The sequence below is a fragment of the Halomonas sp. AOP13-D3-9 genome, from assembly GCF_052379125.1.
Taxonomy (GTDB): domain Bacteria; phylum Pseudomonadota; class Gammaproteobacteria; order Pseudomonadales; family Halomonadaceae; genus Vreelandella.
Genome location: NZ_JBQSYH010000007.1, coordinates 97,746 through 116,365, shown reverse-complemented (window position 1 = coordinate 116,365; position 18,620 = coordinate 97,746). Strand labels below are relative to the sequence as shown.

Annotated in this window: 17 protein-coding genes; 4 read left to right on the top strand and 13 right to left on the bottom strand. The window is 53.8% G+C overall.

The genetic code is table 11. The features are described 5' to 3' along the window. Positions 1–38: 38 nt before the first annotated feature. Together ACT3UM_RS09520 and ACT3UM_RS09515 are read right to left on the bottom strand one after the other, a co-directional pair. Positions 39–1,241, bottom strand: coding sequence for an MFS transporter (locus ACT3UM_RS09520; protein WP_498898193.1), 1,203 nt, complete (start codon positions 1,239–1,241; stop codon positions 39–41). A gap of 44 nt (positions 1,242–1,285) precedes the next feature. Beyond that, positions 1,286–1,888 carry a TetR/AcrR family transcriptional regulator gene (locus ACT3UM_RS09515; protein ID WP_498898191.1) on the bottom strand — a complete coding sequence of 201 codons (603 nt, stop codon included), beginning with the start codon at positions 1,886–1,888 and terminating at the stop codon, positions 1,286–1,288. 428 nt (positions 1,889–2,316) lie between these two features. Between ACT3UM_RS09515 and ACT3UM_RS09510 the strand changes: the two genes are divergently transcribed. Next, positions 2,317–4,029: a hypothetical protein gene (locus tag ACT3UM_RS09510; RefSeq protein WP_498898189.1), complete on the top strand. Its 1,713-nt coding sequence runs from the start codon at positions 2,317–2,319 to the stop codon at positions 4,027–4,029. Between the two features lie 278 nt (positions 4,030–4,307). Here ACT3UM_RS09510 and ACT3UM_RS09505 read toward each other — a convergent pair whose 3' ends face one another. Beyond that, complete coding sequence (locus tag ACT3UM_RS09505) at positions 4,308–4,442, bottom strand: hypothetical protein (RefSeq protein ID WP_498898188.1); 135 nt, start codon at positions 4,440–4,442, stop codon at positions 4,308–4,310. Positions 4,443–4,693: 251 nt separating this feature from the next. On the opposite strand from ACT3UM_RS09505, the gene ACT3UM_RS09500 reads away from it, so the two are divergent. After that, positions 4,694–6,160, top strand: a complete 1,467-nt coding sequence (locus ACT3UM_RS09500; RefSeq protein ID WP_035577299.1) for a DASS family sodium-coupled anion symporter — start codon at positions 4,694–4,696, stop codon at positions 6,158–6,160. Between the two features lie 119 nt (positions 6,161–6,279). On the opposite strand, the gene ACT3UM_RS09495 is transcribed toward ACT3UM_RS09500, so the two are convergent. The 8 genes from ACT3UM_RS09495 to ACT3UM_RS09460 form a co-directional block, all read right to left on the bottom strand. Beyond that, the gene (locus tag ACT3UM_RS09495; RefSeq protein WP_035577297.1) at positions 6,280–6,465 is read right to left on the bottom strand and encodes a CsbD family protein; all 186 of its coding nucleotides are present in this window, start codon (positions 6,463–6,465) and stop codon (positions 6,280–6,282) included. Between the two features lie 112 nt (positions 6,466–6,577). After that, positions 6,578–7,690, bottom strand: a complete 1,113-nt coding sequence (locus ACT3UM_RS09490) for a DUF2955 domain-containing protein (protein ID WP_498898184.1) — start codon at positions 7,688–7,690, stop codon at positions 6,578–6,580. Further along, a complete protein-coding gene (locus ACT3UM_RS09485) occupies positions 7,680–8,741 on the bottom strand; it encodes an HlyD family secretion protein (protein ID WP_498898182.1) in 1,062 nt (353 codons plus the stop codon). Before ACT3UM_RS09485 ends, ACT3UM_RS09490 begins: the two co-directional genes overlap by 11 nt. A 194-nt stretch (positions 8,742–8,935) precedes the next feature. Beyond that, positions 8,936–10,261, bottom strand: a complete 1,326-nt coding sequence (locus tag ACT3UM_RS09480) for a TRAP transporter large permease (protein ID WP_035577290.1) — start codon at positions 10,259–10,261, stop codon at positions 8,936–8,938. Further along, positions 10,258–10,773 (bottom strand): TRAP transporter small permease subunit, encoded by a 516-nt coding sequence (locus tag ACT3UM_RS09475; RefSeq protein WP_035577287.1) that lies wholly within the window; start codon positions 10,771–10,773, stop codon positions 10,258–10,260. The genes ACT3UM_RS09480 and ACT3UM_RS09475 overlap by 4 nt, the downstream gene beginning before the upstream one ends. Positions 10,774–10,863: 90 nt before the next feature. After that, on the bottom strand, positions 10,864–11,874 hold the full coding sequence (locus tag ACT3UM_RS09470; protein ID WP_231896744.1) for a type 2 periplasmic-binding domain-containing protein: 1,011 nt from the start codon (positions 11,872–11,874) through the stop codon (positions 10,864–10,866). A gap of 395 nt (positions 11,875–12,269) precedes the next feature. Further along, positions 12,270–12,779, bottom strand: coding sequence for a porin family protein (locus ACT3UM_RS09465; RefSeq protein ID WP_035577281.1), 510 nt, complete (start codon positions 12,777–12,779; stop codon positions 12,270–12,272). A gap of 77 nt (positions 12,780–12,856) precedes the next feature. After that, complete coding sequence (locus ACT3UM_RS09460) at positions 12,857–13,777, bottom strand: EamA family transporter (RefSeq protein ID WP_035583121.1); 921 nt, start codon at positions 13,775–13,777, stop codon at positions 12,857–12,859. Positions 13,778–13,965: 188 nt separating this feature from the next. Between ACT3UM_RS09460 and ACT3UM_RS09455 the strand changes: the two genes are divergently transcribed. Both ACT3UM_RS09455 and pta read left to right on the top strand, forming a co-directional pair. After that, positions 13,966–15,150 (top strand): acetate/propionate family kinase, encoded by a 1,185-nt coding sequence (locus ACT3UM_RS09455; protein ID WP_498898178.1) that lies wholly within the window; start codon positions 13,966–13,968, stop codon positions 15,148–15,150. Next, the gene (gene pta, locus ACT3UM_RS09450; protein WP_498898177.1) at positions 15,147–17,330 is read left to right on the top strand and encodes a phosphate acetyltransferase; all 2,184 of its coding nucleotides are present in this window, start codon (positions 15,147–15,149) and stop codon (positions 17,328–17,330) included. The genes ACT3UM_RS09455 and pta overlap by 4 nt, the downstream gene beginning before the upstream one ends. Positions 17,331–17,418: 88 nt before the next feature. Here the strand turns inward: pta and cyoE are convergent, their stop codons facing one another. Together cyoE and cyoD are read right to left on the bottom strand one after the other, a co-directional pair. Continuing rightward, positions 17,419–18,342: a heme o synthase gene (cyoE, locus tag ACT3UM_RS09445; RefSeq protein ID WP_009287204.1), complete on the bottom strand. Its 924-nt coding sequence runs from the start codon at positions 18,340–18,342 to the stop codon at positions 17,419–17,421. Then, positions 18,300–18,620, bottom strand: a complete 321-nt coding sequence (gene cyoD, locus ACT3UM_RS09440; protein ID WP_022520636.1) for a cytochrome o ubiquinol oxidase subunit IV — start codon at positions 18,618–18,620, stop codon at positions 18,300–18,302. Before cyoD ends, cyoE begins: the two co-directional genes overlap by 43 nt.

The window sequence follows — 18,620 nt, the reverse complement described above, 5'->3', positions numbered from 1 at the left end:
GATGACGGGGTGCTGGGGTAACGGGCTTAGGCTATTGGTCACATACTCCATACATCCTGGGTCGGGAGTAGCCACAAGATACCTAAACAGAGTATCGCGGTGACCTGAAACACCGCTGTCAATTGCCAAATCTCTGCACCAAGCCCGGCGAGGGTGGGCGATATCAGTTGTCCTGCAGAAATAAGAAAGAAGGTTAGACCAAAGCCAGTGGACGGAGCTTCTGGAAAGCAACTGACACTCCAAATACCGTATAACGCCGTAATAAGAATAAACGTAGCGCCAAACAAAACCGCCGATAGCGTTAGCATCAGTATCCCGTCACTCGCAATGGTGAGTAAGGCTATCGAGGCAGCTATGGCCAGCGTCGCCCACTTCAATGCCTTGGTCAGTCCAAAGCGAGTCACCAGTTCTCCGGCCAAACCACCCGCCACACCGGCAATGCCCACGACAATCCAGAAGATCACCCGGCCGGTATCAGAAAGGCTCTTCTCTCCCGCGATCAACTCAACCGAAAACGTCCAATAGATTGAGGTTACCAGCCCGAATAGAAGCGCACCCAGCAGTAGGCGACGCACCGAACTATCTTTCAACTTGCGTCTCACAAGGGTAAACATAGGCTCCTGGGAGGCACCCGACTTCACTCTGTTTGAGAGCTCATGGTTAGGTGCATTGCCCGGCATTATAAAAAAATTCCATAGCGTGGCGATCAGCGCGATAAATGCAAAGCACAACCAAGCCAGTTGCCATTGAGGACCCGCAATAAGGGCCAATGGGCCAGAAACCATCACCCCAAAACTGGTGCCGGAATTGATAATGGCGTAATAGCGGCTTTGCTTTTCAGCGAGACAGAGTTGCTTGATAGCATCAGAAAGCGGTGGATACGCCAGGCCTGGGCTACAACCGGCAAGCGTCACCCCCAATGCTAACCATACCGGGTTACCCGCCAGCGCGACCAACAGCATACCCAGCGTTGCGGTCATGCCGCCCAATATAATCGGCATACGCGGATTAAAATGGCGAACCAGCAGCGGACTCACCAACGTTGCCAGCAGGTACCCCAGATAGGAGGCACTGCCAATCGCACCGACGGCCGTTTGGCTTAAATTGAAATCATCCCTGATAGCGGGTACGAACAAGCCATAGGTATAGCGCGACAACCCGTAGGTAGATGCCACAATTAACAAGCCCGCGCCGACAATATTGAAGGCAGAGTTGCGCATTAATAAGGCGGGAAGAAGCATATTGAAAGCCTTACAATTTCTGGTGTTTCATCACTTATGTATTTTCAATCGGCCTTGCAGTAATAAGTAAGCAGTTGTAGTGAGGTGTTCATTGCAGAATCAATCGGCCAATCCTGCATAAAGTTTTGCGCTTGAATAATGGCACCGTCAAAAAGTGAGTAAATAGTATTCACCAACTCGTCAAAGTCATCGGGCTCCATCATGGGCCGATATTCATTTAGCACATTATTGGCGACAACTTGTCTTACACGCTCTTTGTGATCACGCACAAGAGCCCTAACCGGACTCTTTTCATCACTGAATTCCCCGGCCATATTGATAAAACCACAACCACGGTAGCCTTCTTCGCGAATCTGGTCGTACCACATGGTGTACATAGCGGAAATCCGCTTCTCAGTTAGTTGATGCTGAGAAATTCGCTCAGCTAGCTGTTCAATCCAGCGTTCTTCGCGCTGCCTAAGCCAAGCCATGGCAAGGGCCTCTTTGCTAGGGAAATGCGTATAAAAACTGGCCTTAGCAACCCCCGACTCACTGATAATCTGATTAATGCCAGTGGGACAATAGCCCTGGCGGAAAAATAATCGGCTAGCCGTTTCAATAATACGTTCTCGGGGCCGGGAGACCGACGATGGATCAAGCGTCATCATAAAGCCTCATCATTAAACACTACTGAACAGACAGGTCTGTCTATAACCATAGTGGCAGGCATTCACCCCGTCAAGGCCTAAACGTCAATCAGGAAACAGTGATGAAAGGCATAAAAGAACAAGCGGAGAAGGTTCGCAACAAAGGCAGTGAGCTGTACCAGGAAGTCTAAACTAGCGACCTACTAAACAGCATTGCAGCTGAATATTGCTCTTGAGCTCAAGAGGCACTGAGAGTGTTGAGTCACTTTCTCTGCGCTACTCTCACGGCTTACCAAATGTTCTTTAACCAGCATTTAATGCACCGGCTTTGAGTCTTTTTCCGTCCAAGTAGATTAATTATACATTGCTCGTGTATGATTCCCATTTACAGAGCGCTCAGCTCAACTCGGCTCATTTAAAACCAACACCATTCAAAGAACTGATTCCAGATGAAAACCAAACTTTCCATAGCGGTTACTCTTGCCCTCTTCAGCGCTGGCCTGCTCAGCGGCTGCAGCGATGATAACGAGCCAACCGAAGCGGCAACGCAAGAGGAAGCGCCGAAAAATAACGTAGCGCCAATGCTGAAATACGTTCCGGCTAACTCCCCTTATTTCATGGCCACGCGCGAAGCGATGCCTGAACAGGATGTCTTTGATCTTTATCAGCGTATGCAGCCCATGGCGACCCTTGATTCTGATCTGGATGAACTGCGCGATACGCTGCCCCAGATAGAAGACGATGAAGTGCTGCATTCGATGATGACGCTGTTAATCGCCATGGGTGAAGAGTTAGTCGGGGTTGAGTCACTGGAAGATGTGCATGCGCTGGGGCTCAAGATGAGCCCTCAGGCTGCTTTCTATGGGCTGGGTATTTTGCCTGTTTTGCGCATGCAACTGCAGGATGAAGATGCCTTTCGCGAAACGCTGCAGCGCATCCTCGCCAAAGCAGACATCACTCCACGCACGGCCACCACTAACGGCACCGACTACTGGGTACTGACGCCTGAGGGCCCACTCCAGGCCATCCTAGCCATTGACGACCAGCAGCTACTGGTATCGGTGGTGCCGCAGGATGCCAGCGACGAGCTGCTGGCACAGGTGCTGGGTAAAGCGCTGCCCGACAGCAGTATCGGTGATACCGATGCACTGGCAGAGCTTGAGCAGCGCCATGACTTCACGCCTTACGGTGCCGGGCAGATCGACTCCTCACGGCTGTTTGATGAGCTAAGTAGCCCTACGCATTCGGGTACTCAAGCGTTGATGAATGCCGTCGATGCAGAACCTCTGGATCTATCCACCTGCCAGGCAGATATTGACCGCATTACCAGCCGCTTCCCTGGTCTGGTAATGGGCATGCGTGATTACAGCCTCGACCGCATGGAGATGAATCTCATCCTTGAGACCGATGAAGATATTGTCAGCGATCTGCGTGCCCTGACCACACAGGTTCCGGGCCTTGGCAGCACCGGTGGAATGGCCAGCTTTGGATTGGGTCTGGACCTGCCTGTACTGCTTCAAACCGTTCAAAAATATGCGCAGGAAGTGCGTCAAAACCCGTTCAGCTGTGATGAACTACAGGAGCTAAACGGTACTTGGAATGAAATTAACATGGCGATCAATAACCCGATCACCATGATGATTGGCCCGTCGTTGTCTGGTTTCAATGCTCGCATTGACAGTCTAACGATGAAAAACGGGGCGCCCAGCGGTCTCGGCATCCTCACCCTCGCCTCACAAAATCCGCTGGCGCTGCTGTCTACAGTGAGCGCTTTCATGCCGGTGCTAGGGGCTCTTGGACTTGAACCAGGCGGAAAAGCCAAGCAAGTCAAGAGCATGATGCTGCCACCAGACGCACCAGCGCTTTACGCCGCTATGTCTGACACGGCGGTTGCGTTAGGCGTGGGTATTAGCGATTCAGCGACGCTGCAGTCAGAGCTACAAGCCCCTACTTCAGAGCATGACCTACTGTTTCACAGCCACATGACAGGCGAGTTTTATCATTCGCTGGCCGATGTTATGGAGCAGATACCCTCGGATGAGATAGCAGCGTCTGATATTGATATGCTCAAGCAATATGGTGATGCTTATAAGAACACTGAGTACTGGCTCAGAGTGGATGATGCAGGCGTTGAAATGAGTTTCTCACTGGAATTGAACTGATACTCGATAGTTCTTTCAATCCGAAAAACCCGCTGATATTAGCGGGTTTTTCTTTATAGCCTCACTGCTGAATATGTCACTTGAGTTTTATGAAACCTCAAGCGCCACTTTCAGTACCCCGTCGCGCTGGTTGGAGAAGAGATCGTAGGCTTCGACGATATTCTCCAGCGCGTAGCGATGGTTAACCATCGGGGCCAAGGTCCAACCGTCCCGCGGCGATGATGCTCATCAACCTGCGCATGCGCTCTTTGCCGCCAGGGCATAGCGAGGTAATGATCTTATGATCGCCCAGCCCCGCGCCCACCGGTGAGTTTGAGTATCTCCTCAACGACATCGACCTTGCGAAAATCCAGCGTCACGTCGGCGCCCATCTGCTTGGCCATCGGGCACGGGCGAAAGGTTGGCCTGGGCATCGTGTACCAAAAGGTATTCCGCCTGGGCGCCGTCGATGGTATTACCAAAGCGCCAGCCGCCCATCGGCTTGTAGCCGTGGCTGTGGTGGCCGCCATCTTGTGAGCAGCAGTCATCCTGGCTAGATCAAGCTTCTAATTGACGTGGGGCAAGTCGCCAATCGTCCATCCGCTCTAGACTTAAGTCGCAACTCAAGCACTGCTTTATTGCCTGTGAGCGTACCGCAGCCACCTACTTACTATAGGGCTCCACGATGCCGACGCTGCCTTTCAAACCCTGGCCAACCGCTATTGCGGTGGCGATCACTCTACTGATATGGCTGGCTATTCCCTTGCCAGAAGGTCTCACCTCTGATGCCTGGCTAATGCTGGCTATTTTTGTGGGGACGATTGCCGCGATTATTGGTAAGGCAATGCCCATAGGGGCCATCTCAATCATTGCCATTGCGATTGTGGCGGCGAGCGGGGTGACCAGCGACAACCCAGGCACCGCCATTAACGATGCTTTAAGCAGCTACTCCAACTCACTGATCTGGTTAATCGCTATCTCGATTATGATCTCGCGAGGGCTGATTAAAACGGGGCTAGGCGCCCGTATCGGCTACTATTTCATCTCTATCTTTGGCAAGAAGACGCTGGGAATCGGCTACAGCCTGGCCTTTTCAGAGCTCTCCATTGCCCCAGTAACCCCCAGCAATACCGCCCGTGGTGGCGGCATCATGCACCCCATAATGCGCTCTATCGCTAAAGGCTTTGATTCACGCCCGGAAGATGGCACGTCGAGCAAAATCGGCAAATATTTGGCACTGGTGAACTACCACAGCAACCCGATTACCTCAGCGATGTTTGTCACCGCCACTGCCCCCAACCCACTGACCGTAGAGCTGATATCTATCGCCACTGGGGCGGAAATCCAGCTGAGCTGGATGACCTGGGCGCTCGCCATGCTACTGCCTGGTTTGGTCGCTATCCTGGCTATGCCCTATATTCTTTACCTGCTTTATCCGCCGGATATTAAACAGACACCCCACGCCACGCAGATGGCGCGGGATAAACTTGCCGAAATGGGTAAGATCAGCCGAGACGAAGGCATTATGCTGTTTGTCTTCTTGGTGCTATTGCTGCTGTGGGCAGATATCCCGGCGCTATTTCTGGGCGATGCAGTCACCCTCAACACCACCACGTCAGCGTTTATTGGGCTATCGATACTACTGCTGACAGGCGTATTAACCTGGGACGATGTGCTGGCGGAAAAGAACGCCTGGGATACTCTACTCTGGTTCGGCGCCTTAATAATGATGGCCTCCCAGCTCAACCAGACCGGGTTGATCGACTGGTTCTCTACCAATATGCAGAACTGGATCACCATGATGGGCATTGGCTGGATGGGAGCATCCGCCCTGCTGGTGCTGACCTTCCTCTATACTCATTACTTCTTTGCCAGCACCACCGCACATATCACCGCAATGATGGCAGCTTTTCTTACCGTTGGATTAACGCTCGGCGCACCGCCCATGCCGTTTGTACTGATCATGGCCGCCACTTCCTCGATCATGATGACCTTAACTCATTACGCGACTGGGACATCGCCGGTCATTTTTGGCTCGGGCTATCTAACGCTGGGCGAGTGGTGGAAAGCGGGCTTTATTATGAGTGTGGTTAATCTTGCGATCTGGGTGGTGGTCGGCGGCTTGTGGTGGAAAATACTGGGTCACTACTAAGCAAACTTCTCCAGGCTATTCCCAAATGCTTCAGCGCTGAAGATGAGAAACGGGAGTTTCCAGACCGCATAAACGCCAACAGGGGGCCGAAGCCCCCTGTTGGTATCTGTGTTACATGACTAGCGCTGTTTTTTCTGGCTCTCCTTGGCGTCGCCTTTGCCTTTTTGCAGTTCGCCTTTCGCCTGCTGGGCCTTACCTTTAGCTTCAGTTTTGGTGCTACCTGTTGCCTTGCCCGCGGCTTCTTTCACTTTGCCTGCAGCTTTGTTGGCCGTTCCTTTTGCTTTATCTTCTTTACCTGTTGCCATGACGAACACCTCTAATCCGTTAGTAGGGAAACACATCAAATCACACGTCGACACACTCATCAGAGTAGCCTGTATTAAAAAAGTTGCGCTGATTTATTTGTGGCAGCTGTATTTATGACAGGCTGCTTTCTGGTAAGCGCGTTGACGTCCAGCAGTTCAGCGCAAAGTGCAGGCAGGCCATCGTCAGCAGTGTAAGCGCTAGCGCGACACTCATTGAGGAGAACCGGTAGAGTGCGCTGTAAACCAGATCCTGCTGCGGGCCCAGCGACTGGCCAAACAGAATCCCCAGGGTGGTCATCCCGCCAAAGCCAATCCCCGAGCCGCCGCCTTCATGAATATGCTCCCGGGCGAAGAGCATGAGCCCCAGCCAATAGAGCAACACCACCAGCAGAAAATGGTGGCTCTGGGTATACAGGAGTAGCTGCATGAGTAGCGCTAAATTACACCCCAACAGCGTTCCTACGGCTCGCTTGGCAGCTGATACCCGCGCACCGGAGTAGCCCAGCGTAAATAGCACCAAGATGGTCGCCATCTGCGCGGAAAGCGACCCCTGCAAGTCAAAAACTTGAAATACCACAAACGAGAGCGTCGCGGTTAGGCCGCCGATTAAGGTTGCATGGCGAATCTGGGAGGAAGTCTTGGTCACTCTGGGTGGCGGTTTACGCGCTTCCACGTCAGGGAACAGTGTATGCATCAGCATGGCAATAAACACCGCCAATAGACTGGCGACGAGGTTGCAGGCCAGTAAATCGCTCAAGTCTACACTGGGGTAGCTGGCAAAGTGGAGCAGGATACTGAGCGTCAACACGCCGTTGGCGCCGAATAGAAACAGCGGCCCTTTCGCCATCAAGTTAAAGCGAAATAGAAATATGCCCATGACCACCAGGGTCATCACTACCGGCATATGCTTGAGCAGTCCGACCACTAGACTCACCTCAAGCACATTGATCGATACGTTGGCCAAAAACTGACGCACGATATGGCCGTTCAAGATGGGTACCATACCCAGCAAGAACATTGGAAAAACGGTAAAAAACACCCCATAGTTCCAGCCCATCAATTGGCTGACCACAAACCCCAGCGCGCCTCCCCCGGCCACTCTCAGGCACTGACGCAGGCCATTCTTTGAGAGTTCGGGCTTACGCTTAGGCGCCGCTCTGCTAGACGCCCGCGCTCTGGCAAGCCTCTTTTTAATAAACCTGGTAGACCTCTTTTTAATAAACATAATGCAGCCAACTGATCATATGCGCCTGTAGCCACACAAAGGGTTTGGCCAAGGCAGCATCACCGGGTTGAAGCTGCACGGTGGCGCGGGCACCGCTGGGCAATAAGTTGGCGATTGGCTGGCTTAGCGCCAAGTGAACGCGCATGCGCTGAGCATCGCGCACCCAGCGGTCAGTGGTAGGAATATCGGCCAATTGACCATCGGCGGCCAACTGCCCATCGCGAACCCCGGCATCCATGGCGAATACTTGCGCATCAAATACCTGCCCCGGCCAGGCATCAAACACCACTTTCGCTACATCGCCGGGCACCACATGGCGCAGGCTCTTTTCACGGAAATCGGCAATAATATCGATTGCATCCGCCACTACCGCTACCGCTGGTTGACCCGCCTGAACGTAGTCACCTACGTCTAGCTGAAGATTGGCAACGCTACCGGCTTGCGCGGCGCGTACCTGGGTATGGGCAAGATCCAACTGCGCCTGGGAAAGCGCGTTTTCCGCTTGGCGCAAACGCAGGTTCGTCTCACCAGCATCGCCCAACTGCACTTCCAGGCTCACAATTTTCGCCCTGGCCGCCGCCACGCTGGCCTGTGCAGTGCGCTCAGCAGCCACCTGCTGTTCGTACTGCTGGCGGGATACGCTCTGCTGCGCCACCAGAGTTTCCGCACGCTGCAGTTCACCCCGCCGCTCCGCAGCTGTGGCTTCAGCAGATGCCAATTCCGCTTGTGCGGAGGCTAGCTCTGCTTCCAACTGAGCATTCTCTCGTTCGGCCTGCTCGCGATTTAGCTGTGCCTGCTCAACCGCTAATCGAAACGGCGCGGGGTCTACCTGAAACAGCACATCGCCTTTGGTAACGTGTTGGTGATCACTCACCAACACCTCGCTCACTGGACCACTGAGTTCGGGCGCAATACGGGTTACCGGCCGCAGCACCCTCGCCTCAGGGGTCATGGGCATAAAGCTATCAGCCACCAGAAAATAAATAAAAAGCAGTACAAAGGCAGCCAGGGCTACCTTCACCCAGCGGGCAAATGTTTGATCGGGGGTCATGCAGGGCTCACTTGTTTGCCACCAGGCAACCACCTGGCCAGCGCCTCTATACGGGCGCGTATCGTTTAGGGGATAGCATTAGAGACGTTAGTCTAACAATTAATTAGCGCGCTAACAATATTCGAATACCACTTCCCAAAACGCACGATGCCGCCCTTAGGCGGCATCAATCACAACAATACGCACTTAACTCATTACCAAGATGGTCCGCTCATCAAATCAGGCAGCCATAACGCAAGACTAGGGAAAGCCAACACCAGCGCCAGCACCACTAACTGCGCGATGATAAAAGGCACTACCCCCCAATACATATGCTTGAGGGTAATTTCTGGTGGAGTAATGGCTCTTAAGTAGAAAATTGCCGGGGCAAGCGGAGGTGTTAAGTAGCTCGTTTGTAGCACTACCAGAAAGGCTACGCAGAACCATATTTCATCAAAACCTAGCATACGCACAATCGGCATTGCCACGGGGATAATGATCAGCACGACAGAGATCAAATCCAACACGAAGCCCGCAATAAAGGCGATGAGTAGAATCAACCCGAGAATCATCCAGGGGCTTAATCCGGTATCCATCAGCATCGACTGCACCGTTGCCATACCGCCAGAGGCAAAGAAGACACCCGCAAACATACTGCCGCCCATTACAATCAGCAGAATCATTGCCGAGATGTTCATGGTTTTGATAGCTGCGTGCCACAGTACATCCCGCGTTAAATTGCGATAAGCCAGTGCCAATAATACTGAGCCAAGCGCTCCACAGGCTGCCGCCTCTGTTGGTGTAGCTAAGCCCATTAAGATGGTGCCAAGCACGGTAAAAATCAGCAGCATAGTAGGCAGTAACGCAACCGCCGTGACGCGTATTTTTTCCTGCCAACTTTCCTCTGGCTCGCTCTCGTCTACCCGAGGGGCCATCTGCGGCTTCAAGTAGGCCACGCCGACAATGTAGATCAAAAACATCGCCGCCATTAAAAAGCCAGGAATTAGCAAGCCGCTGAAAAGCGACCCGACTGAAACGCCAGCAACAGGCCCTAACACCACCACCGTAATAGAGGGCGGGATAGCGGTGCCAAGCGAACCACTTGCACAAATCGTTCCTGAAATCAGGCTCTTGTTGTAGTGGTGTTTAAGCATTACCGGGATCGCAAGCATGCCGATAACCGCTTCGGTAGCGCCCACTACACCACTAGAGGCAGCGAAGAGCGTACCCATAATAATTGCGCCCACACCCAAACCACCGGGTAAGCGACGTGTCCACATATGGATTGCTTCGAATAGCCTTTCGGCGATTCCTGAACGCTCGAGCATTGCCCCCATAAAGATAAAGAGTGGCACGGCGGCGAGAATAGAATTAGACGCGGTATCTTCGATTTTGGTCAGCAGCTGATAAGCCGCCACATCACCAAACTGGATAATCCCAAAGCCTGTTGCCACCAAAATCATCGAAAATGCAATGGGAAAACCGGAAAAGATAAACAGCATCAACACCGGAAACATCATCAACGATAAATAACTGCTCATGATGCATCCTCCTCAGGTAGCGGCTGGCCACGCAGTACCGCTACCGCCTTTAATAGCTCTGCTACCACCTGCAGTGCTAGCAAGGTAAAACCGATACACCACACCGTCAAAATCGGCCACACAATAGGATTCCATGCGGAACGGCCCGAGCGCTCATTAGAGTTAAACGCTTGCAGTGCATAATGAAAAAGCTCCCACACAAGCCACGCTAAAATGGGCAAAAACAGTACATAGCCAATAATGCGCAGCAGCGCGTTAGTTTTGGCATTCAGCTGCATCGACACCAAATCCACACTGACGTGGTGGCCAATTCGCAGTGCATTGGCCATACCCAGCATGAACATGGCACCCATGACCATATAGCTAATTTCAAACGCCCATAGCGTTGGACGTCCGGCCACATAGCGGCTGAATACTTCCACTACTAGCGCGCCAACTAACGGAAAAATCAATATCGCACCTACCCAACCTGCCCAACGGGTTAGCGACTCAATCGCTTGAATTAGTTTCATGATGGCTACTCATCAACACGTCATAAAAGAGAGACTTGAACGTATGAAAGAGAGGCCAGAGACCTCTCTTTCATTTCGTTGATGGCTCGATTATCGACCCATACTGCCAATCGGTAAGCGATACTCAGGCCATACGCTCATGGTGTCTTTAAAGCTGCGCTGGGACTCAACGACGCGAGCAAACCACTCATTATCAGCCGCATACTCGTCTTCCCATTTCACAGTCTCTTCGTAGATAGTATCGATAAACGCCTGATCAAGATGAACAATTTCGTTGGGGCCATCGAGTAAGGCTTGATAGGCATCCAAGTCAGCAAAAGAGCTTGCCAGCCAGGTTTCAAAAACGCTTAACTTGCCCGCTAAACGCAGCATGTCCTGTTCATCTTCACTTAATTCGCTCCAGGTATCTTCATTAACCTGGCACTCTAAAAAACCACCTGACTGATGCACGCCTGGAATAATCACGTACTGGGCCACTTCCTGAAAACCCGTGGGCTGATTCATTTCAGGGCTACCCCACTCGGCTGCATCAATTACGCCACGCTCAAGCGCGCTATAGATATCGCCGCCGGCCATTACCACCGTGGAGGCACCAAGCCGGGAAGCTAATTCAGACCATGCACCGGAAGTACGCAAGCGTAAGCCCTGGAAGTCTTCAAGAGTTTCAACACGTTTATTGGAGTGCAGGAAAATTTCGGTACCCAAAATCGCACAAGGGAAAGCGACAACGTCAAAGACATCGCGGCGGTACTCTTCATACAGTTCAACGCCTCCCCCTTCGTACATCCACATCATGAACTCTTCAGGAGTCAAACCACTTGAATGGCCTGCTAGAAGCGCGGTAGTGGGATCGGTGCCATAGTCATAATTAATGTAGTTGTGGCTTACTTCCGCAACTCCAGACTTGACCGTATTCGTTACCTTCAGTGCACTGCCTAAGGTGCCGCCAGGATAAACCTCAATGGCAATTTCACCATCAGAAAGCTCATTGACACGATCAGCAAACATTTGTGCATCACGTTCAAGCCACGGCCCACCACTCCAAGGTGTTGCCATACGCCAATTTTTTTCAGCGGCTTCAACCATAGCGGATGCTGCCATTAAACTTGAACATAAACCTACAGCTACAGTCATTTTGCTTATTTTATACATGATAGTTTCCTCTTGAACGGAGCTTAATCAAGTTGAGCGCTGGACTTTATATTTTCGTTTCTTGCCAACGAGTCACTTCGACATTATCACCTTCGCAGTTGCAGCATTTGGCCCAAACTACGAAAAATTATGCCGAGTCTCTGACAGTCACCAAGCTGGAAATTAAGAAATGCTTGATGACCTAAGTGAGCACACACCTACACCGAGATATAATGACAGTAACTTCAAGCAAAAAACGTTCCTTTGCTCGCGAGGAAAGTATGGGGGGAAGCAAAAACCCCATGGCAAGAAGCCATGGGGTTTTTAGATATAACTAGCGATTAACGTTAAATTTTACATCGCTATTAGAACCGGTAACGTAAACCAACGCTGGCCGCATCAAAGGTGTAGTCAGATTTATCCAGGTAGCGCATGTAATCTGCGTTCACCGATAAATTAGGTGCTATGTCCATTTCAGCGCCGCCACCGTAGGAGAAATCGCTCTCCCGGTTGTCACTCACTTCAACTTCCGTGAAGCCCGCTAAACCGTATAACCGCACTTCAGGCGCTACCGGGAAAATCCCTTTGGCATAAGCACCGGCCAGATGGTCTAGATCAGCACCACCATCCGAGCCGCCCGTACCTAAATGGCCCTCAAGGGCAAAGTAGTCATTGAACTGGGCACCACCGCGCAGACGTAAGCCTACGTCGTCACGTGAAGAGCCTCTCTCTGGGTCAAGACTCCAAAACATGGCGTCACCACCCAAGTAAGCTTGTGGATAGTCGAAAGACTGTTGAGCTTGAGCAGACGTTGCGAAAGCGCCTACGCCAACCAGGAGTACCGCCGATGTAAGTGATAATACGGACATCTTCATAGCTTGTACCTCAGTTAAAAAACAGTGTTTCCTTACACGTTTGTATTGTGATCCATAACTATGAAGAACGCAAATATTTACCGCCCCTTGGATAGGCTCAGCACGATAATACCGCCGACTACCACGGCTCCCCCGACTAGCTGCCCTGGGCTAAGCATTTGTCCCAGCACGAAATAGCCCAACACCAGGGAGGCCACCGGTTCGATATTCATCACTGGCGCGTTACGCGCCATATCGAGTCGTGGCACAAAAATAAACAGCGTTGAGAACGCCGAACCATACAGCAGCCCGAGCAGCCCAAGCCCCAGCCAGCCGGTACTGTTATCCGGCAGACTCATCCCCCCAGGCACCACACCGGCGATGCCGCCAATGATCATGACGATAAACACCGTTTGCATGGTCAGCAGGCTACGCAATGTGCTGCCCACTCCGGCTAGGCGGTGCTCAGTGACCCATAGCGCGCAGGCAAATACGAAGGCCGCCATTAATCCAAAACCAATCCCCGCGATCCAGCCTGGCCCCATACCATCAGCACTGGCAATCCATGAAGGGATATCCAGCACCACCAGCAAGCCGATTAAAATAGTGCCCATAATCAAACAGCTACGTAGCGTCGGGCGTGGGCCGCCCAATGCCCAACTGAGCAGCGCCAGTTGAATCGGGAAGGTATTGACCAATAGCAGCGCAATCACCACCGGTAGCCTTGCTACCGCCGAGTAGAGGCTAACGCTCTGGATCGCGATCAGCAGACCCACCGCGAGCTGCCACGGCCAAGAACCAGCGGGCAGCCAAAGCCGCTTTCTCTGCACGATGACTAGCGCCACTAAAATCAGGCAGGCAACCCCTGAGCGGGTTAATACCGCCAGCAATAGCCCGGTTCCGTTATCAAACGCCAGCCGCGCGGAGACGTGATTGGCGGCGAACATGGTGGCCACGGTCATCATTAACACAATGGCCAAATGGCGCGGCAGTAGTTTTGGCAGAGAAGGCGCTGACATAGGAACGAAACGGCTCGTTGTAGTGGTTAAGGTGTAAGATGGGTGGCGGTCATGCAGGTCGCTAGAGCCCAGCATGCCTAGCTTTCACATAGAAGGCTAACGAAATCCTAGCGCTGCTTTTCCGCACTGCAGCATGTTATACTAAAGTCTACTGATTTGCTCACTAACCTCCTAGCGAAAAGGTTTTTATGAACGCACCGGTGCTGGTAATTAACTGCGGTTCCTCCTCTATTAAATACGCGTTGATTGATTCAGACCCTCAGGCACCGCGACTTGAAGGCATAGCTGAACGCCTGAGTAGTGGGGAGGCACGTTTAAAGGGCAAAAACAGTGCCGGTGAACGTTTTACTCAACCACTGCCTGATGCCGACCATACCCAGGCACTTAACGCGATTCTTGAGCGGATGGAGGGCCGCTTACCGACGGCGGTGGGCCATCGCATCGTGCATGGCGGGGAGCACTTCACCCAAGCCGCGCTCATCGACAATAGCGTCATCACCGCGATCGAAACCACCGCAGCGCTCGCCCCCCTTCACAACCCTGCCAACTTAGCAGGCATCGCAGCAACCCAAAACGTATTCCCTGAACTGCCGCAAGTGGCGGTTTTTGATACCGCTTTTCATCAAACCATGCCGCCGCGTGCCTATCGTTACGCGCTGCCTGAAAACCTCTACGCCGAGCATGGTATTCGCCGCTATGGCTTTCATGGCACCAGCCACGCTTACGTTAGTCAGCGGGTGGGCGAACTAAGTAGCCGTGGCACAGGCGGTTGGCTAACCGCCCACTTAGGCAATGGCTGCTCTACCAGCGCGGTGTGGAACAATCAAAGCCAGGATACCAGCATGGGCCTTACCCCTTTGGAAGGCTTGGTGATGGGCACCCGCAGTGGCGATGTTGATCCCGGCCTGCACGCTCACCTGCACCGCCAATTGGGCTGGTCGTTAGACAAAATCGACGACGTGCTCAACAAACACAGCGGCCTACTAGGGCTTTCAGGCTTAACCAACGATATGCGTGAAATTGAAGAGGCCTCCGAACAGGGCCACGCCACTGCACAGCTGGCAGTGGAGGTATTCTGCTACCGGATCGCTAAATCGCTGGCGGGGCTCTCCTGCGCGCTGCCCCAGCTCGATGGGGTTATTTTCACCGGCGGAATCGGCGAAAACTCGCCCATCGTGCGCCGTAATGTATTGTCACTGATGCCCCACTTCGGCTTTGCGTTGGATAACGACGCTAACGAAGCCACCATTCGCGGCAAAGAGGGCAAGCTGGATAGCCCTGACCACCAAGGCCCCCAGGTGTGGGTGATCCCTACCGATGAAGAGGGCCGCATTGCCATGGAAACCCGCCACTGCTTAGAGACCCGTGTATGACTGCCCACCCCGACCAGCCACAAGCCATTCTATTAGTGCCCACCAGCCAGGGTGCCGGACTCACCTCCGCCTGTCTGGGGTTAATCCAAGCGCTGGATACCATCGGCCTGAAAGCCGGGTTTTTAAAGCCGTTTATGCAGAACGAGCTGAACGGCCCGGGGCTGGATCGCTCCACCGCGCTGGTCTCGCGGGCACTTAATCAGCGCCCGCCTTCGCCGATTTCTCAGGCTCGGCTGGAGCGCTTGCTGCGCGACGACCAAACCGATGAGCTCATGGAAAACGCCGTCGAGCTCTATGAACAGGTTGTCCAGCAGGCCCACCGCGATGGCAGTACCTTAGACCTTGTCGTGGTAGAAGGCGTGGTGCCCACCCAACACACCACCTACGCGACGCAAACCAATGCCCAACTCGCCAACGCGCTGAATGCGCGGATTATTCTGGTGGGCACCGGTGACTTAAACGAACCCCAGGCCCTGGCCGACCAGCTGGATATGCACGCCCGCAGCTTTGGTGGGGTTAGCTCCAGCCGCACCCTGGGCGGCATTTTGATGCGCATGAAAAACCTGCCCTACGCTCAGGAAGATGACCTTTCTGCGGCACCGGGCACTTTCAAACCACAGTTGGAAGAGTCGGTGCTCACCGAGCTACGGCAATACTCTCCGGCCCTGGCGACGGATAAGTTCCACCTGATCGGCGTGGTGCCTTACAGTAAAACACTCAGTGCGCCGCGCACCCTGGATGTAGCCCGAGCGCTCAATGCCAAACTGCTGAACGAAGGCGATGCGGCCAGCCGCCGGGTGCTTTCCACCAGCCTCTGCGCCCGCAGCGCTGCAAATGCGCTGCATATTTTCACCCCTGGCAGCTTGATAGTGGCCTCCGGCGACCGCGACGATGTGGTGCTGGCCTCCGCACTGGCCACCATGAACGGCATTCAATTAGCGGGCGTACTGCTGACTAACGGCTTTATGCCCAACGACAATATGATTGAGATGTGCCGCCCCGCGCTCAAAACGGGCCTGCCTGTTTTGGCGGTAGAGACCGACAGCCTGACCACCGCCCAGCACCTCAGCCAGTTAAGCGGCGAAATTCCCATGGACGATTTCGAGCGCGCCGAACAGGTGGCTCGTTATGTGGCGGCCCATATGGACCTTGAGTGGCTGAAAGCCCACCTAAGCAGCGGTTATACCCGCCGCCTGTCACCTTCGGCGTTTCGCCACCAGTTGGTGAAACTCGCTCAACTGGCCAAAAAGCGCGTGGTGCTGCCGGAAGGCGATGAGCCGCGCACCGTCGAAGCGGCGATTATCTGCCAGCGCCGCGGCATTGCCGACTGTGTACTGCTCGGTAAGCGCGATGATATTGAAAATGTGGCGCGTAACCGCGGGCTGACGCTGCCCAAAGCGCTGACGATTATCGATCCTGAAAGCAGCCGCGCGCGCTATATTGGCCCGATGGTCGAGCGTCGTCGTGGCAAGCTCAACGAACTCACCGCCGAAGCGCAGTTGCAAGACAACGTGGTGCTCGGCACCATGATGCTGCAGCTGGATGAAGTCGACGGACTCGTCTCTGGGGCAGTACACACCACCGCCAACACCGTGCGTCCCGCGTTCCAGCTGATTAAAACTGCGCCAGAATACAGCCAGGTGTCGTCGATCTTCTTTATGCTGCTGCCCGAACAGGTGGTGGTCTACGGCGACTGCGCGGTGAATCCCGACCCGGACGCCGAAACCCTGGCCGAAATCGCCCTACAAAGCGCCCGCTCCGCGGAGGCCTTTGGTATTGAACCGCGTGTCGCTATGATCAGCTACTCCACCGGTGACTCCGGCACCGGTGCCGATGTGGATAAAGTCCGCGAAGCCACCCGGATTGCTAAACAGCGCGCACCGCACTTAGCCATTGACGGCCCGCTCCAGTACGACGCCGCCGCCATTGAGAGTGTAGGCAAACAAAAAGCGCCCGACTCCCCGGTTGCCGGTAAGGCGACGGTGTTTATTTTCCCCGACCTCAACACCGGCAACACCACCTATAAAGCAGTACAACGTAGCGCCCGCGTAGTGAGCGTTGGCCCCATGCTTCAAGGGTTGAACAAGCCGGTGAACGACCTTTCCCGAGGCGCACTGGTCGACGATATCGTTTACACCATTGCGCTAACCGCCATTCAGGCCAGTCAGCGGAAAAGCTGAGTTACAGAATTTTTCCCTAGCCAATAAAAACGCCCCGAGCAGATAACTGCTCGGGGCGTTTAATTAACGACTTAACGGTGTGTGAGGCCTAGACCCACATTGGCACCATCGATTCCAGCACCATGACTAAGCTCATCGCGGTGATGGTTAGGATAGAGACGCCAAATACTTTCTTGGCCCAGCGCACATCGTCGTCTAAACGGTAGCCGCGCAGCGCCAGGTAGAGCCAGTAGCCGCCCATGGTCAGCGCCACACACAGATACCCAGCGCCTGCCTGACTGGCCAACCCTAGCGCCAGCGAGGCGGGAATAAACGCCACAATGTAGCCAAGGATATGGTGTTTGGCCATTTTCACCCCGCGCACTACCGGCAACACCGGAATCGATGCCCGTTGATAATCAGCGTAGCGGAAGATCGCAATGGCATAGGAGTGCGGCATCTGCCACAGGCAGAAAATCACCAGTAGCATGATCGCACCGCTGTCGAACTGACCGGTCACGGCGCAGTAGCCAACCACCGGCGGCATGGCGCCGGAGAGGCTGCCTACCAAGGTGCCGTACTCCGAGCGGCGCTTCATATAGAGGCTATAAAGCCCCACATACACGCCCCAGCCAATCACCGCCAAGGCAACGGTTAGCCCGTTGGTGCCCAGCGCCAGGCACACCACCCCCGACACACCCAGCAGCGCCGAAACGCCCAGTGCCTGGGTAATAGAGATGCTGCCTCTTACCAGAGGGCGATGGCGCGTACGCGCCATCAATGCATCAATATCGCGGTCAATAACGTTGTTACACGCACAGCCTGACGCGATGATTAATGCAATCCCCACCATGACCGAGACAAAGCTGAGCCACTCGAACTGCCCCTGGGCGGCGAGAAAATAGCCCCCCAGGGTGGCAATCAGGTTGCCGCCGATAATGCCCGGCTTGGTCAGCTCGAGCAGATCCCGCCAGCGGCTGGGCGCTGAGATTAGCCGATCATCATGTTGAGATGCAGATGCTGCATGATCCACAGCGAGCCTCCTACCACTAGGACGAGAATCGTCAGTGTGAAGACGAAGGACATCAGATTCCAGCCCTCGTCGGCTTTGGTACTCATATGCATAAACATGACCAGTTGCACCAGTATCTGCAACACCGCGGTCACGGCTATCACAATCACGGTAGCCAATACGCTAAAAGCGCCACTCATCACCACCGCAAAAGGGATAATGGTCAGTATCAGCGACAATACCAGTCCTGTCACATACGACTTAACGCTGCCATGGGCATTGGTTGAACTTGCACTCAT

What these genes read in the sequence shown, in the direction of transcription:
- ACT3UM_RS09520 (WP_498898193.1), bottom strand. Translation starts at nt 1,241, where the DNA reads ATGCTTCTTCCCGCCTTATTAATGCGCAACTCTGCCTTCAATATTGTC.
- ACT3UM_RS09515 (WP_498898191.1), bottom strand. Translation starts at nt 1,888, where the DNA reads ATGATGACGCTTGATCCATCGTCGGTCTCCCGGCCCCGAGAACGTATT.
- ACT3UM_RS09510 (WP_498898189.1), top strand. Translation starts at nt 2,317, where the DNA reads ATGAAAACCAAACTTTCCATAGCGGTTACTCTTGCCCTCTTCAGCGCT.
- ACT3UM_RS09505 (WP_498898188.1), bottom strand. Translation starts at nt 4,442, where the DNA reads ATGCCCAGGCCAACCTTTCGCCCGTGCCCGATGGCCAAGCAGATGGGC.
- ACT3UM_RS09500 (WP_035577299.1), top strand. Translation starts at nt 4,694, where the DNA reads ATGCCGACGCTGCCTTTCAAACCCTGGCCAACCGCTATTGCGGTGGCG.
- ACT3UM_RS09495 (WP_035577297.1), bottom strand. Translation starts at nt 6,465, where the DNA reads ATGGCAACAGGTAAAGAAGATAAAGCAAAAGGAACGGCCAACAAAGCT.
- ACT3UM_RS09490 (WP_498898184.1), bottom strand. Translation starts at nt 7,690, where the DNA reads ATGTTTATTAAAAAGAGGTCTACCAGGTTTATTAAAAAGAGGCTTGCC.
- ACT3UM_RS09485 (WP_498898182.1), bottom strand. Translation starts at nt 8,741, where the DNA reads ATGACCCCCGATCAAACATTTGCCCGCTGGGTGAAGGTAGCCCTGGCT.
- ACT3UM_RS09480 (WP_035577290.1), bottom strand. Translation starts at nt 10,261, where the DNA reads ATGAGCAGTTATTTATCGTTGATGATGTTTCCGGTGTTGATGCTGTTT.
- ACT3UM_RS09475 (WP_035577287.1), bottom strand. Translation starts at nt 10,773, where the DNA reads ATGAAACTAATTCAAGCGATTGAGTCGCTAACCCGTTGGGCAGGTTGG.
- ACT3UM_RS09470 (WP_231896744.1), bottom strand. Translation starts at nt 11,874, where the DNA reads ATGGCAGCATCCGCTATGGTTGAAGCCGCTGAAAAAAATTGGCGTATG.
- ACT3UM_RS09465 (WP_035577281.1), bottom strand. Translation starts at nt 12,779, where the DNA reads ATGAAGATGTCCGTATTATCACTTACATCGGCGGTACTCCTGGTTGGC.
- ACT3UM_RS09460 (WP_035583121.1), bottom strand. Translation starts at nt 13,777, where the DNA reads ATGTCAGCGCCTTCTCTGCCAAAACTACTGCCGCGCCATTTGGCCATT.
- ACT3UM_RS09455 (WP_498898178.1), top strand. Translation starts at nt 13,966, where the DNA reads ATGAACGCACCGGTGCTGGTAATTAACTGCGGTTCCTCCTCTATTAAA.
- pta (WP_498898177.1), top strand. Translation starts at nt 15,147, where the DNA reads ATGACTGCCCACCCCGACCAGCCACAAGCCATTCTATTAGTGCCCACC.
- cyoD (WP_022520636.1), bottom strand. Translation starts at nt 18,620, where the DNA reads ATGAGTGCAAGTTCAACCAATGCCCATGGCAGCGTTAAGTCGTATGTG.